Raw genomic sequence first — 14,659 nt, forward strand, 5'->3', positions numbered from 1 at the left:
CCCGTGAAAAGTGACAGGCACTTGCACTTTTTAGGGGGTAGCTGCCTTGAGCTTGGTGACCATCTCGTCATATTCGGCGGCCGGGTCGGAGTCGGCGACAATCGCCCCACCGGCGGCCAGGGTGACCAGGCCGTCCGAGTGGGCCACCAGCGTCCTAATGACGATGGAGAGGGCGGCTGAACCGTCCGCCCCCAGGTAGCCCAGGGCACCGGAGTAAACACCGCGGGCCCGGCCCTCAAGCCGGTCGATAATAGCCATGGTGGCGGCCTTGGGCGCCCCGGTCATGGACCCGCCGGGGAAGCAGGCGGCGACCGCGTCCAGGGCGGTGACGCCGGGGCGTAGCTGGGAGACGATGGTCGAGACCAGTTGGTGCACGGTCGAGTAGGATTCCACCCCCATCAGCACCGGCACCCGCACGCTCTCGGGGTGAGAGACCAGGGAGAGGTCGTTACGGAGCAGATCCACGATCATGAGGTTTTCGGCCCGGGTTTTGGGGTCTTGTGCGAGCCAGGCAGCTGCCTGGGCATCTTCATGAGCGGACGCGCCCCGCGGCACGGTGCCTTTGATGGGCTTGGCTTCGGCGCGGCCCTCAGCGGTGACAGTCAAGAACTTCTCAGGCGAGGACGAGAGCACCGTGAAGTCATCGCACCGTAAGAAAGCGGCGTAGGGGGCGGCGTTGGCCTGCCTCTGGGCCAGATAGAGGCTCAGAAGTTCATCGGCACCCAGTGGGGTGGGCAGCTGCTGGGAGGTCTCAGCCGTCAGGCACACCTCGTAGCTGTTGCCCTCAGCAATCTCAGCCTGGGCGGTGGCAATAGCAGCTAGATAGTCCGTTCGATCGGGCAGGGGGAAGTCGGGTAAAACTACCCGCGAAGCATATTCTTGACCGGCTATAGATTCAGGTAAAGTGCTGGTTTTAAGCAGTTTTTGTGCGGTCTCTTCAACCCAGTCAGCGGGGCCAACCAGCCAGGCTTTCCCGCTATCGTGCTCGTACATCAGGTAGTGGGTGGCGGGCATCCAGAGGGCGTCGGGGGTGCGGGCCACCCGCTGGGGGTGTTCGCTGTGGAAGGCGGTGACTTCTAGGTCTGCGTGAGCCTCATAGCCCATAAACCCCACATAGCCGCCCAGTAGGACGTCGGTGGGCGGGGCGTCCTGACCCTCATCGAGTTCGGGGCGGGGCGCGGATTCCAGGAAGTCGGGGAGCACCTGCCAAATACTGTCGCGATAAACCTGGTACGGGCGTCCGCTCGTATCGAGCACATCAACCTGCCCCGGCTGCGCATAGCGCAGCACTCCCCCGTCCAGGGGCGCCCCCAGGTAGGAGTAGCGGGACATAGGCGACTCGTCGCGGGCTGAATCCAGCCAAAAAGCATACGCAGAACTACCAGCCAGCACGGGAAAGGCGGTGGCGGGTTCTACCGGAAAGTTCAGGGTACGACAGGTTAGAGAGGTCACCGACTCATTGTAACGGGGTAGGTAGGGGTTTTACCTACACGGGTGCGTGGGAGGACGACAAGAGGCGGGGCGGAGGTTTTACCTGCGCAAGCCCGGCTCGGGGCTGACGCCCAAGGGTGACTTGCGCAGGTAAAACTGTAGCTACCCGCCATCGAGCGAGCGAGGCCGGCGGGTAGTTAGCGGACCTGAGGGGTTTCACCGTTTTCTGAGACCATGGGCTTTTCGGCGTCCTGCCAGGCACCCATACCGCCGATGACGTTGATGGCGTCGAAGCCGTACTGGGTGAGGTAGGCGGCAGCGCGCAGGGAGCGGCCGCCGGCGCGGCAGATGACGTAGACGTCCTCGTCGAGGGGAACTTCGCCGTAGCGTTCGGGCACCTCGCCCAGGGGGATGTGCTGGGCGCCTTCGATGTGGCCTTCTACCCACTCGTAGTCTTCACGCACGTCAAGGATTTTGGCGTCTGCGGGAATTTCATCGACGGTGACCTGGCGGATATCTTCGTTCATCGCTGAACCTCTCTTTCATAGTGGTTCTTTCAGCCTATGCGCGGTTCTTTCAGGCTTCAAGGTTGAACCCTGGGTTTAGCCAATAGCGTGCCCTGACTGCGGTTTTTGTGCAGGGAACCTGTCATAAAACGTCCCTTCGTCCTTTATTTTCCGGGAGGACGGCGGGGCGCGGTGCGTAGCTGGTTCTTCAGTGTTTAATAAGGCTATGTCAAACCGTGCCGGCACCCTTGCCACCCCAGAAGATCTTGTCAATGTTGATGAGCTGCTCGCTGCTTACCGCGAGCGCACCCCTGACCTGGCTGACCCTGCCCAGCGTGTAGCTTTTGGCACCTCGGGTCACCGGGGTAGCTCGCTGAAGAGCTCTTTTAATGATGCGCATATCGCGGCGATTTCGCAGGCGATTGCTGAGTACCGGGCCGCGCAGGGTATTACCGGGCCGCTGTTTATGGGTAAGGATACCCATGCTCTCTCTGGCCCGGCGCAGGATACCGCTTTGGAGGTTCTTGCGGCTAACGGTGTGACCGTGCTGCTGGATGAGGCGGACGGTTTTGTGCCCACTCCGGCACTCTCCCGCGCAATTATTGTGCACAATGCTAACCCTGATAACACCGGACTGGCTGACGGCATTGTTATTACCCCCAGCCATAACCCGCCCGCAGATGGTGGCTTCAAGTACAACCCTCCTCACGGCGGCCCCGCAGATTCCGATGCTACTGGCTGGATTGCCCAGCGCGCCAATGAGCTGCTGGAAGGCAAGAATGCTGACGTTAAGCGTCTGCCCTTGGAAGAGGCTAAGACAGCTGCTACCACCGGCACCTACGACTACCTGGGTGCCTACGTTGCTGAGCTGGGCGATGTCATCGACATGGACGCTATCCGTTCTGCCGGCGTCCGTATCGGCGCAGACCCGATGGGTTCCGCGTCCGTTGAGTATTGGAAGCGTATCGCCACCGACTACGACCTGAACCTGACGGTAGTGAACCCCGATGTGGACCCCCAGTGGGCCTTTATGACCCTGGACTGGGACGAGAAGATCCGCATGGACTGCTCATCCCCCAACGCCATGGCCTCCCTCATTGCCAACCGCGATCAGTACGATATCGCTACCGGCAACGATGCAGACTCCGACCGCCACGGCATCGTTACACCCGATGCTGGCCTCATGAACCCCAACCACTACCTCGCGGTAGCCATCGATTATCTCTACACCCACCGTGACGGCTGGGCCGCAGATGCAGGTGTTGGTAAAACCCTGGTTTCTTCGTCCATGATTGACCGCGTGGCAGCTGCACTGGGGCGCACGCTGGTTGAGGTTCCCGTTGGTTTCAAGTACTTCGTGGACGGCCTTCGCACCGGCACCATCGGTTTCGGTGGCGAAGAGTCCGCAGGTGCCTCCTTCCTGATGCGAGACGGCAGCGTCTGGACGACCGACAAGGACGGCGTCATCCTGGCTCTCCTTGCCGCCGAAATTATTGCCGTTACCGGCAAGACCCCCTCCCAGCGCTACGCCGAACTAGCTGCAGAATACGGTGCACCCGCCTACGCCCGTGTAGATGCCGCCGCAAGCCGCGAGCAGAAGGCTAAGCTTGCCAAGCTTTCCCCGGCGGACGTCACCGCCTCCGAGCTGGCGGGTGAAACTATCACCGCTAAACTCACCGAGGCTCCCGGAAACGGGGCAGCTATCGGCGGGCTAAAGGTAACCACCGACAACGCCTGGTTTGCGGCCCGCCCCTCCGGCACCGAAGATGTCTATAAGATTTACGCCGAGTCCTTCCTGGGTGCCGACCACCTGGCACAGGTACAGGCCGAGGCGAAAAAACTGGTGGACAGCGTCATCGCCTAACACTCATACACCAGGGCCCCACCTGTGCGGACCAGCGCACCGGTGGGGCCCTTCTTTTAAATTAAAGCAACCGGGCTTTACCCCGGCTCTTTACGTTTTCACACAAGGGATACCTCCGTGCGCAGGCTCAGCAGATTCTTGCATATATGCACGCTGAAGTTTAAATATGCCAAGCGACAGGAGTATTGTTGAGGCTGGCTTCAGAAGCAGCATCACCTGAACCGCACCATCATTGGCAAATTTTCGGAAACGAGTTAATCTTGTCCTCACATAAAGCAGAGGCACCAGCCCCCACTGGGTCCTCCAGCCCCGTCCGCGAATTCACACTTCGCGCCGTCATCCTCGGTGGTCTCATCACCCTGGTCTTCACCGCCGCAAACGTCTACCTGGGGCTCAAAGTTGGCCTCACCTTCGCGACCTCTATCCCCGCAGCCGTGATTTCCATGGCGATCCTGCGCAACTTCAAGAACCACTCCATCATGGAGAACAACATTGTGCAGACCATCGCTTCAGCAGCGGGTACCCTCTCTGCAATTATCTTTGTGCTGCCCGGTCTGGTCATGATTGGCTGGTGGGCAGGTTTCCCCTACTGGACCACCGCTTTTGTCTGCGCCATCGGCGGCATCCTGGGCGTCACCTACTCCATCCCCCTGCGCCGCGCGCTGGTCACCGGCTCAGATCTGCCCTTCCCCGAAGGTGTTGCAGCGGCTGAGGTGCTCAAGGTCGGTAACGACCAGGGCTCTGCAGAAGAAAACCAGAAGGGCCTGCGCATGATTGTGTGGGGTTCACTGGCATCTGCTGGCTTCGCTATCCTGACCTCGCTGAAGGCAGTAGCAGGCGGCTTCACCCAGTTCTTCCGCCTCGGCGCGGGTGGCACTATGGTCAGCACCTCCTTCTCCCTGGCTCTGATTGGTGTGGGCCACCTAGTGGGCCTGGCCGTCGGTATCTCAATGATCGTTGGCCTGCTGATCTCCTACGGCGTGCTGCTGCCCATGCGCACCTCAGGCCTGCTACCGGCGTCCGGCGATATCTCAGATGTTGTCTCCTCAACCTTCTCCCAGGACGTCCGCTTCATCGGCGCGGGCACCATGGCAGTTGCAGCGGTATGGACCCTCATCAAAATCATCGGCCCCATCATCAAGGGCATCAAGGACTCCCTAGTTGCTTCACGCGCCCGTCAGGCTGGCCAGACCGTTGATATCACCGAGCGCGACATCCCCTTCTCCACCGTCGCCGGTGTAACCATCGGCGCCATGATCCCGGTCGGCCTGCTGCTCTGGCTCTTCGTCAAAGACACCGCCATTGCCCACCACACCGGTACCCTCATCGTCCTCTCCATCGTGTACGTGCTGCTCGTGGGCCTGATTGTTGCTTCCATCTGTGGCTACATGGCGGGTCTGATCGGCGCATCGAACTCACCCATTTCAGGTGTGGGCATCATCGTCGTCCTGTCTGCCGCCCTGCTCATCAAGACCGTCATCGGCAACGACGCAGACACCGCCTCCTTGGTCGCCTACACCCTCTTCACCGCTGCCGTGGTTTTCGGTATTGCCACGATTTCTAACGACAACCTGCAAGACCTCAAGACCGGCCAGCTCGTTGGCGCTACTCCCTGGAAGCAGCAGGTTGCCCTGATTGTCGGTGTTCTCTTCGGCTCTGCCATCATCCCGCCCGTTCTGCAGCTGCTCCTGACCGGTTTCGGTTTCGCTGGCTCCCCCGGCGCCGGTGAGGAGGCCCTTTCGGCGCCTCAGGCTGCCCTGCTCTCCAGCGTAGCCGAGGGTATCTTCGGCAACTCCCTCAACTGGGAACTGCTGGGCCTCGGCGCTATTATCGGCGTGGTTATTATTGCCATCAACGAGGTTCTGACCGCTACCACCAAGGGTAAGTACTCCCTGCCTGCCCTGGCTGTCGGTATGGGCATGTACCTGCCTATCGCCCTGACCCTCATCATTCCCGTGGGCGCTCTGCTGGGCTTCCTCTACAACCGCTGGGCCGCCAAGCAGCGTAACGCTGAGGGCGCTGAGCGCATGGGCGTGCTGGTAGCAACCGGCATGATCGTGGGCGAGTCACTATGGGGCGTTATCAACGCCGGTATTATCGCAGCGGCGGGCAACCCCGATGTCCTGGGCATCTTCGGTGACCAGTGGGTTGAGGGTGGCGGCTATTACCTGGCTCCGGTCGTCTTCATCCTGATTATTTGGGCCCTCTACCGCAAGGCAAAGAAGGACGCCGTAACCTCCTAACTTTCTGCCCCTCTTCTTCTGAAAGGGGACCGCAGAACCAAAAAAGGACCGCATATTTCGCGGTCCTTTTTTGGTTTTCTGGTCCCCTTGCGGGAATAGGGGCAGGCGGACGCCCGTGGGCTAGTCCCCTAGTTCCCCTCCACCTCATCGACCAGGGCACGCAGGTCGTCGTGGCGCAGGTCGTCCTTGCGGAAGTGCTTGTTGCGGTAGCCAGAGCGACCCATCATGTGCCCCGAGATGGGGATGGTGAGCATCTGCAGAAGCAGGATAACCAGCAGTACGGGCAGGAGCGCCAGGGAACGGAAGTGGAAGGCCACAGCCAGCAGCATGAGAATCATGCCGAAAACCTGGGGTTTAGTACCCGAGTGCAGGCGGGTGAGCAGGTCGGGGAAGCGCACCAGGCCAACAGCGGCACCCAGCGACATGAAGGCACCCAGAATCATGCAGATGATGGTCAGGGCATCGAAAACGGTATCAAGATTCACGGTCTACTCCCCCAGGTCCTTGCTCGCCCGCACGGGGTGGGCACCCCCGTGCCCCTGCTTATCGGTGTCTTCTGCCAGCTCCCCGGGGGCGTACTTGCTGCCCTTCTTGCGGGAGCGGCGGCGGGGGCGTCCTTCATGTAGACGGGAAACCGGGGTGCTCTCGTCTGCCTTGGAGTTATCGGCGAAGCGGGCCACGGTCACCGACCCAACGAAGCCGATCATGGCCAGGGCCACCAGTAGAATCAGGAAGAACTGGCTGTCGGTATAAATCATGAGCACGCAGAGCGCGGCCGTGAGAATTGAGAGCAGCACGTCGCTGGCGAGCACGCGGTCCAGCAGGGCGGGGCCCTTCCAGATGCGGTAGACGGTGCCCCAGGTGGCTAGGGTGAGAATCAGGCCGGTGGCCCAGATAGCCCAGGTCATGCGTGCTCCTTTCGGCTGGCTGTGCGGTCGGCTTCTTCGTCCTGTTTGAGGGCTTCGTATTCTTCGCGGCTGCCGGCGGCCTTGATGATGAGGTCTTCGAAGTAGGCCACCTGGCGGGTGAAGCGCTCGATTTCTTCGGGAGTGGAGGTGTTGAGCACGTGGAAGTAGAGCACCGACAGAGAGCGGTCCACTTCAACCACCACGGAGCCGGGAATCAGCGACATGGTGTGCGAAACGGCGGTCAGCAGCAGGTCGGAGTGGGTGCGCAGCTGCACGGCAACCACCGAGTTGCGCAGGGGCGGGCGGAAGGTCATGGCCAGCCACATCACCTCGATTGAGGCCTTGGCGATATTCCAGAAGAGTTCCACCACAAAACGCGCCGCGTAGAAGATATTGAAGCGGTTCGACAGGTAGAGAGTTGGCAGCCGGAAGACCGACATGGTCAGGGCCGCCAGCACCGCGCCGAAGGCGATGAAACGCAGGGAGAAGTCCTGCCAGAGGGCGCACCAGACAAAGACCAGCCAGAGGAAGGGCGGGATAGCGTGAATCAGGCTCTCACGTGAGAGGTTGGGCTTTTTCACTGGTTCACCTCCTGGGAGTTGTTATCGACGATTTGCTGTTCGAGGTACTCGGCCCGGCTGGGGGCGTCGGGGCCAAAGACCGAGCTGATGTAAACGTCGGGGTTGAAGAGGTTGTCTGAGGCGTTATCTGCCAGCTGGAAGAGGGGGCCTGAGAAAAGGGTAATCAGCACACCCACCACGACCAGGGAGACGGTGGATGCCATCATGGATGCCGGAATCGGCTTGGTCTCGTAATGGGCGGGGTCGTCGGAGTGCTCGGCCATGACCAGTTCGGGGGTGGGCTCTTCGGCTTCCTTGGCGGGGCGCCAGAAGGCCTTGTTCCAGACACGGGCCAGGGCCAGCAGGGTCAGCAGGGAGACCAGGACGCCCACGCCCGCGTTGATGTAGGCCAGGGCGCTACCGTTCTCTACGGACGCCTCAATAAAGCCGACCTTACCGATAAAGCCGGAGAAGGGCGGGATACCGCCGAGGTTGATGGCGGGAATGAAGTAGAGCAGGGCCAGGACGGGGGCAGTCTTCATCAGGCCGCCCAAACGGCGTACGTTGGTCGAACCGGCCCGGCGTTCTACGAGGCCAACCACCATGAAGAGGCCGGTCTGAATCACGATGTGGTGGGCGATGTAGAAGACCACGGTGGTCAGACCCAGCTCGTTACCCAGCGAGATACCCCAGATCATGTAGCCGATGTGGCTAATCAGGATGAAGGAGAGCAGACGCTTGATATCGCCCTGGGCCAGGGCACCTAAGATGCCCACGAACAGGGTCAAACCTGCCACGACCCCCAGAAGCGTATCCAGGCGTCCTTCGGGGAAAAGCAGGGTTTCGGTACGGATGATCGCGTACACACCCACCTTGGTCAGCAGGCCCGCGAACACGGCAGTCACGGGCGCCGGGGCTGTGGGGTAGGAGTCAGGTAGCCAGAGGGAGAGCGGGAAGACCGCAGCCTTGATACCGAAAGCAATCAGCAGCATGAGGTGCAGCTGCATCTGGGTACCTTCAGGCAGGGTACCCAGCTTCAGCGATAGGTCAGCCATATTGATGGTGCCCACCGAAGCGTAAACAAAGCCGATGGCGGTGAGGAAGAGCATGGACGAGACAACCGAAACCACCACGTAGGTCACGCCCGCACGAATACGCGGGGTGTTGGCGTTCATGGTAATCAGCACGTAGGAGGCCATGAGCAGAATCTCGAAGCCCACGTAGAGGTTGAAGAGGTCGCCCGCCAAGAAGGCGTTCGACACACCCGCCAGCAGCAGCAGGTAGGTGGGGTAGAAAACCGAGATGGGTACCTCGTCGTCCTCGTCCTGCAGGTTCTGACCGGTGGCAAAGACCAGCACCGCCAGCGAGATGGTAGACGAGACCACCAGCATAAGCGCTGAGAGTTGGTCTACCACCATAGTGATACCGAAGGGGGCCTCCCAGCCTGCCAGGTGCACGGTCTGGGGCGTTGCGTCCCACACTGCGGCCAGCAGTAGACCCTCAAACACCAGGGTAATAGCTACCGCAGCAAAGGCAATGACGCGCTGCACGCTGTCCTTCTTCGAGACGAAGGTGATAGCGGCGGCCAGGAAGAGAATGATGATACAGAGAGGGGCAAGCTGGGCGATAGCGATATCCACGGGCTAGTCCCCCTTCTTTGACACGGTCGGCTGAGCGGTTGTCTGGCTAATTTTCTTCTTCTCTTCTGCTTCGTTGAACTCTTTTTCGCGGGTCGCTTCGTCGGCGTCGAATTCAGAAGAATCGAACTCGGCGGCGGCGTCTTCTTCCTTATCGAAGGCGTCCTGCTCCGCCACGCGAATATCTTCGGCGTCGTCGGTAATTTCATCGGCCTTAGAGAGCAGCCAGGAGCGGTAGATAATACCCAGAATCAGGGCGGTCACCGCGCAGGAGATCACGATAGCGGTCAGAATCAGGGCCTGCGGGAGCGGGTCGGAGTAGTCTTCAGCGGCAATGTCTTTGCTGTAGAAGGGGGCCAGACCTGCCGGGCCGCCCGCGTGCAGAATCAGGATGTTAGTCGCGTTAGTCATGAGCATGAGGCCCAGGAGCACGCGGGTCATGGAGCGGTCGAGAATCAGGTAGACCCCCACGGCGTAGAGCACGCCCATGACCAGGATTAGACTGAGGTCGATAATCACGGTTTATGCCTTTCGTGCCTTGTCGCGGGCTTGCTTTTCTCTCTTGCGGCGTTCGGCTACCAGCTTGAGATCGATGCGCTCACCCAGGCTACGCAGGATATCGAGTACCAGGCCGATCACCAGCAGGTAGACGCCGATATCGAAGATGGTGGCGGTGACGAAGTGAACATCGCCAAAGACCGGCACCCAGAAGTCCAGCACATAGCTGGAGAAGACGGGGTCGCCCCAGAGGGCCGGGGCCAGGGCGTAGAGGGTAGCGATACCCAGGCCAGCTCCCAGGAAGGTACCGGCGGAGAAGGGGGACGCTGCCCGTAGCTCCGCACCGCCACCGGCCAGGTAGCGCACGGCAAAGGCCAAACCTACCATCAGGCCACCTGCGAAGCCGCCGCCGGGCAGATTGTGACCGGCAATCAGCATGTAGAAGGAGACGATGATGAGGGTGTGGAAGAGCAAGCGAGTCATAACCTCCAGCAGAATCGAACGGGATTCTGGGGGCAGGGTACGACCCGCCACGATGAAGGGGTCACGCTCAACCGACGAGAACTGGCCGGCCACGCGCTGGGCCACAGTAATCTGGGTGCGCTTGGCGAAAGAGCTCTCAATTTTCTTCATGGCCTGGGTGTCGAGCCTGCGCGCGGACGCCGAGTCGGCGCGTCCTTCGATAAAGAGCAGGGAGGCGACGCCGGTGGCGGCCAGGGCCAGCACCGAAATCTCACCGAAGGTATCCCAACCACGCATGTCTACCAGGGTCACGTTAACCACGTTGTAGCCGTGGCCAATTTCGTAGGCCAGGCGAGGCATCTCGAGTGAGATCGGGTCGAGGGAGCGGGACGAGAAGGTGAACATGGCCAGGGCCATCATGAGGGCTGAGAAGCCCAGGGCAATGATGATGCGCAGGGTCTTGTGGGCCCCGTCCTTGCCGTCCTTGGAGCGGATGCGGGGAATCTGGCGGGGCAGCACGCGCATAGCCAGCACGAAGGCTACCAGCACGATGGTTTCAACCAGCAGCTGGGTGGTGGCCAGGTCGGGGGCGCTGCGCAGGGCGAAGAGAATAGCCATGCCGTAGCCGGTCACCGAGACCATCATGATAGCCAAAAAGCGCTTGCGCACGAAGACCACGACCAGGGCAGCCACAATCATGACCACGGCAATAGCCCACTGAGCCGGGGACTCCGAAACACGCACGTTAGCCAGCGGCGGGGTCTCGTTGATAAAGAGGGCCGCGAAGGGTACTACCACAGCGGTAATCAGAATAACGCCCAGGTAGAAGCCCAGGGAGCCTCGCTGGGTCATACCGGTGACCCACACAGCCAGACGGTCAAGCCCGTCGATGGTATCGCGGTAGACCACGGAGGCCGCCGGGGTACTGGGCAGGGCCTTCTGCAGCTCTTCAATCTGCTTGCGGAAGATAAAGAGCAGCGCGCCGATGGCCATAATAACCAGGGAGGTCAGGAGGGCAGGAGTGACGCCATGCCAGAGGGCCAGGTGCAGTTCTAGTTCGGCTGCGGTCTCGGGGAAGGCCGCTAAGAAGGGCTTGATAAAGAGGTGGACGGGTTCGGGGTAGAGGCCGTAGACCACGGTCAGGATGGTCAGCGCCGCCGGGGCAAAGAGGAAGGTAAAGGAGACCGGGTGGAAGGCGGTGTCGGGGCTGAGCTTCTGGCCGCGGCGGTTACGCTCTAGCGCCCGGGTGTTGATATCGATATCGCCATTGTCAACCTCTTCAAAGTCGGCGGTTCCCTTCTCAACCTTGCAGTACTTGACGCCCTCTTTATGCATGTAGGCGTAGGGCTTGACGGCAAAAGCGCCCCAAACGAAGCGGGCTGAGTAGGCGAAAGTGAGAATTGAACCCAGGATGATGGCGATCAGGGTGGTTGCCCCCTGCCAGCCGGTGGTGTGGGAGAGGTAGGTTTCAAGCACCGCTTCCTTGGCCACGAAACCGGCTAGGGGCGGGATACCCGCCATGGACGCCGCCGAGATGGTGGCAACGGTGGCCAGCTTGGGAGCGCGGCGGCGAATACCTGAGAGCTTATGAATATCGCGGGTGCCGGACTGGTGGTCGATGATACCGACCGAAAGGAAGAGGGTGGCCTTGAAAAGGGAATGAGCCACCATGAGTGCCATAGCCGCGTAGATGGCGTCCGGGGTTCCCCCCGAAATCACCAGGGCCAGGAAGCCCAGCTGCGAGACGGTACCGTAGGCCAGAATCAGCTTGAGGTCGGTCTGCTTGAGGGCGGCCCAGCCGCCGAACACCATGGTGAAGGCGCCGAAGATAATCAGGACGTTCTGCCAGATTGCCACCTCGCCGTAGCCGGGAGTCAGGCGCAGCAGGATGTAGATACCGGCCTTGACCATCGCCGCCGCGTGCAGGTAGGCAGAAACCGGAGTGGGGGCGGCCATAGCGCCGGGCAGCCAGAAGTGCAGGGGGAAAATCGCTGATTTGGAGAGAGCACCGCAGAGAATCAGCACGAGGGCGGCAGAGAGCATGCCCATGGTCAGGGGGCCGTGCCCCTCCTGGGCGGCAGCGAGGACGCTCGGGCCCCGCTCCACGAGTTCGGCCAGAGAGTAGGTGCCCAGGCTGTAGCCCAGCATGACGATACCGACCAGCATGGCCAGGCCACCAGCGGTGGTGACCGTGAGGGCCTGCAGGGCGGAACGGCGGGCTGAGAGGCGGTGGCGGGAATAGCCGATGAGCAGGTAGGAGAGAATGGTGGTGATTTCCCAGAAGATGAACAAGAGAATGAAGTCATCTGCGGCAATCAGACCGAACATAGCACCGGCAAAGCCGAAGAGGTAGGCCGCGAACTGGCCGTTATCGCCGGTGGAGTGCTTGAAGTAGCTGGCACAGTAGAAAAGCACCAGGGAGCCTACACCCAGGACCAGCAGGCTCATGACCCACGAGAGGGTGTCCATGCGGAAGGTGAGCGCCATGTCCAGCTCGGGAATCCACTGGTAGCTCTCGCTCCAGGGGGTGCCGCCAAGAATCTGGCCGGTTTTGGTCAGCACCAGGGCGAGCACGGCAGCTGGAATCGCGGCCAGCAGGTAGAAGGTTGAGGTGCCCATGCGGCGGTAAAGCCAGGGGGTCACTATGGACACAAGCAGGAAAAGCGCAAGAACTGTGGTCACGTATCGGCCCTTAGGGTCGGCGGCGGTAGGAGCCGTCACCCGCGGGGCAAGGACGGCAAGACTCTCTCCTTTAAAGAGTAGGCATACTTAGTTTACCTGTCGATGACCCCGGTCTCATAGAGCCTGTAATATTTCATTTATTTCTGTGCGGTTCGCACGGTGCAAACCCTGATACATATTTCCCACTCTTCGGCGCGAGCACGACCATACGCTATACCACTCTTTCATCTTTATTCATAAAATAGCTGCACATGTTTCATTATATGCAACAATTGAAGCATGACTTTTGAGGAAGTAAGAGAAATTGCAGCTGAGCAGTACGGCCTGTTCACTACTGCACAGGCCGAAAATCTGGATCTGACACGTCTGAAGGTCCATCGTCTAGCACAAGCAGGCAGAATCCGTCAGGTGCGCAGAGGGGTTTACTCCACTGAGCCATTTCAGAGCGACAACCTCGAAGATCTACGGGCAGCTTGGCTTTCACTTGATCCAGCCAAAACAGTAGCAGAACGCCTCGCTGACGATGCATGCGCCGTGGCAGCAACCTCATCAGCCGCGCATGTGTTTGGAATCGGCAACCTCATGACCTACAAACATGAGTTCTTCTCCCCGCAACGGAAACAATCAAGGGCGGATGACCTTCATATCCGGGTACGGACGATTCCTGCCGCTGATCTTGTAACGGCACAGGGAATACGAATAACCACAGTTACTCGCACCGTGCTTGATTTACTGGCCGATGGCGAAGAGCTAGAACACATCAGCGCCCTGCTGCTGGAAGCGGTTCAAAAGAACCTTGATATTGATTGGCAGAGACTACACAAGGAATCTGCCCGCTTCGAAAAGGTCTATGGGGTCAACGGGGCAGATATTTTTTCAGCCCTATTCTCAGCAGCGTCGAATGAAGTGGAGCAAGCAAGTTTTGCCCAGGATATCGCTAGACAGAATTTCCCGGGCATCAGCGAACAGGTAGCAAAGATATGGAGCCAGCAGCTTGAACTAATGCTTCACAACATCACAGAAAACTACCCCACCTCCAAAACCTCGCTTTTCGGAAAAGTAGCAGAACCGCAGGAGGCCACAGATGAATCATGAGCCGAGAAGTTATCGCCAGGGTAGAGCTTCTGCTAACGGTGGCAGAGGGCAGTTTGCAACGATTTCTAAAGCTGAACGGGTAGAACACTATCATCGCAGCATCGTGCTCGCCCGCATCTTCGCGAATACAGATAAGAGATGGGTATTGAAGGGTGGCACGGCTCTCGTCTGGAGAGACCCTGGCCGTATAACGATTGCAGGCAATCGGCAGAGCACAAGCGTTCGGGTTCACCTTTTGAATGAGTTTGGTCGAAGAGTCCCCAACCCCATTTCAATTGATGTAGTGGTGGGTTGCCAGGTGACCGGCGAGCTAGAAGAAAGACGCGCACAACCGCTTGAAGATGCTTTACAAACAAAGCTTCCACTGATTTTGCTCTACCCGATAGTGGATCATTTAGCTGACAAGGTAGCTGCCACGATGCAAACCTATGAGCAGTTGGGCAAAGAGAATCCAAGCACTAGAGTCAAAGATTTGGTCGATATCGTCCATATAGCGTTAACGGAAACGATTGACGGCGCCCAGCTTCACACAGCTTTAGAATCCGAGCGTCTCGAACGCGGACTCACCCGGTATACCGAAGGGCTACTCTGCCCCGACTCCTGGAGGACTTTATATACGAACCGAAAAGTAAAGAAGGGGAAAGCACCCGAGTCTTATGACGAGGCACTAAGCATAGCTAAAGCCCTCATTGATCCTGCTATCGGAGGTGAAGTTAATGGAAAAATATGGCGAGCCGGAGCCTGTCATTAGAGATCAGCCAAAACACGCGTCT

General features: G+C 59.7%; 12 protein-coding genes. 4 read left to right on the plus strand and 8 right to left on the minus strand.

Annotated features, from left to right (window positions below; all coding sequences use genetic code 11):
- Nucleotides 1-30: 30 nt before the first annotated feature.
- Both L6963_RS08030 and L6963_RS08035 read right to left on the minus strand, forming a co-directional pair.
- The gene (locus L6963_RS08030; RefSeq protein ID WP_237207346.1) at nt 31-1,452 is read right to left on the minus strand and encodes an anthranilate synthase component I family protein; all 1,422 of its coding nucleotides are present in this window, start codon (nt 1,450-1,452) and stop codon (nt 31-33) included.
- A 176-nt stretch (nt 1,453-1,628) separates the two neighbouring features.
- On the minus strand, nt 1,629-1,958 hold the full coding sequence (locus L6963_RS08035; protein WP_237196268.1) for a rhodanese-like domain-containing protein: 330 nt from the start codon (nt 1,956-1,958) through the stop codon (nt 1,629-1,631).
- A gap of 205 nt (nt 1,959-2,163) precedes the next feature.
- Here L6963_RS08035 and pgm point away from each other — a divergent pair, with 205 nt between their 5' ends.
- Nucleotides 2,164-3,801 carry a phosphoglucomutase (alpha-D-glucose-1,6-bisphosphate-dependent) gene (pgm, locus tag L6963_RS08040; RefSeq protein WP_237207347.1) on the plus strand — a complete coding sequence of 546 codons (1,638 nt, stop codon included), beginning with the start codon at nt 2,164-2,166 and terminating at the stop codon, nt 3,799-3,801.
- Between the two features lie 260 nt (nt 3,802-4,061).
- Nucleotides 4,062-6,044, plus strand: a complete 1,983-nt coding sequence (locus L6963_RS08045; RefSeq protein WP_237207348.1) for an OPT family oligopeptide transporter — start codon at nt 4,062-4,064, stop codon at nt 6,042-6,044.
- A 128-nt stretch (nt 6,045-6,172) separates the two neighbouring features.
- Here the strand turns inward: L6963_RS08045 and mnhG are convergent, their stop codons facing one another.
- Genes mnhG through L6963_RS08075 form a run of 6 tightly spaced genes read right to left on the minus strand, consistent with a single transcriptional unit; the run spans nt 6,173 to nt 12,791 of the window.
- Nucleotides 6,173-6,529, minus strand: a complete 357-nt coding sequence (gene mnhG, locus L6963_RS08050; protein WP_237207349.1) for a monovalent cation/H(+) antiporter subunit G — start codon at nt 6,527-6,529, stop codon at nt 6,173-6,175.
- Between the two features lie 3 nt (nt 6,530-6,532).
- Nucleotides 6,533-6,952 (minus strand): monovalent cation/H+ antiporter complex subunit F, encoded by a 420-nt coding sequence (locus L6963_RS11840; protein ID WP_336603540.1) that lies wholly within the window; start codon nt 6,950-6,952, stop codon nt 6,533-6,535.
- On the minus strand, nt 6,949-7,533 hold the full coding sequence (locus tag L6963_RS08060) for a Na+/H+ antiporter subunit E (protein ID WP_237207350.1): 585 nt from the start codon (nt 7,531-7,533) through the stop codon (nt 6,949-6,951). The genes L6963_RS11840 and L6963_RS08060 overlap by 4 nt, the downstream gene beginning before the upstream one ends.
- Entirely contained in the window at nt 7,530-9,146 is a 1,617-nt protein-coding gene (locus L6963_RS08065; protein ID WP_237207380.1) for a Na+/H+ antiporter subunit D, read from the minus strand. Before L6963_RS08065 ends, L6963_RS08060 begins: the two co-directional genes overlap by 4 nt.
- A 9-nt stretch (nt 9,147-9,155) precedes the next feature.
- Nucleotides 9,156-9,668: a Na(+)/H(+) antiporter subunit C gene (locus tag L6963_RS08070; protein ID WP_237196262.1), complete on the minus strand. Its 513-nt coding sequence runs from the start codon at nt 9,666-9,668 to the stop codon at nt 9,156-9,158.
- A gap of 3 nt (nt 9,669-9,671) precedes the next feature.
- Nucleotides 9,672-12,791 (minus strand): Na+/H+ antiporter subunit A, encoded by a 3,120-nt coding sequence (locus L6963_RS08075; RefSeq protein WP_237207351.1) that lies wholly within the window; start codon nt 12,789-12,791, stop codon nt 9,672-9,674.
- Between the two features lie 279 nt (nt 12,792-13,070).
- On the opposite strand from L6963_RS08075, the gene L6963_RS08080 reads away from it, so the two are divergent.
- Nucleotides 13,071-13,886 carry a type IV toxin-antitoxin system AbiEi family antitoxin domain-containing protein gene (locus L6963_RS08080; RefSeq protein ID WP_237207352.1) on the plus strand — a complete coding sequence of 272 codons (816 nt, stop codon included), beginning with the start codon at nt 13,071-13,073 and terminating at the stop codon, nt 13,884-13,886.
- Nucleotides 13,876-14,637: a nucleotidyl transferase AbiEii/AbiGii toxin family protein gene (locus L6963_RS08085; protein WP_237207353.1), complete on the plus strand. Its 762-nt coding sequence runs from the start codon at nt 13,876-13,878 to the stop codon at nt 14,635-14,637. Before L6963_RS08080 ends, L6963_RS08085 begins: the two co-directional genes overlap by 11 nt.
- Nucleotides 14,638-14,659 lie beyond the last annotated feature (22 nt).

Source organism: Rothia nasimurium (assembly GCF_928392795.1).
Taxonomy (GTDB): domain Bacteria; phylum Actinomycetota; class Actinomycetes; order Actinomycetales; family Micrococcaceae; genus Rothia; species Rothia nasimurium_F.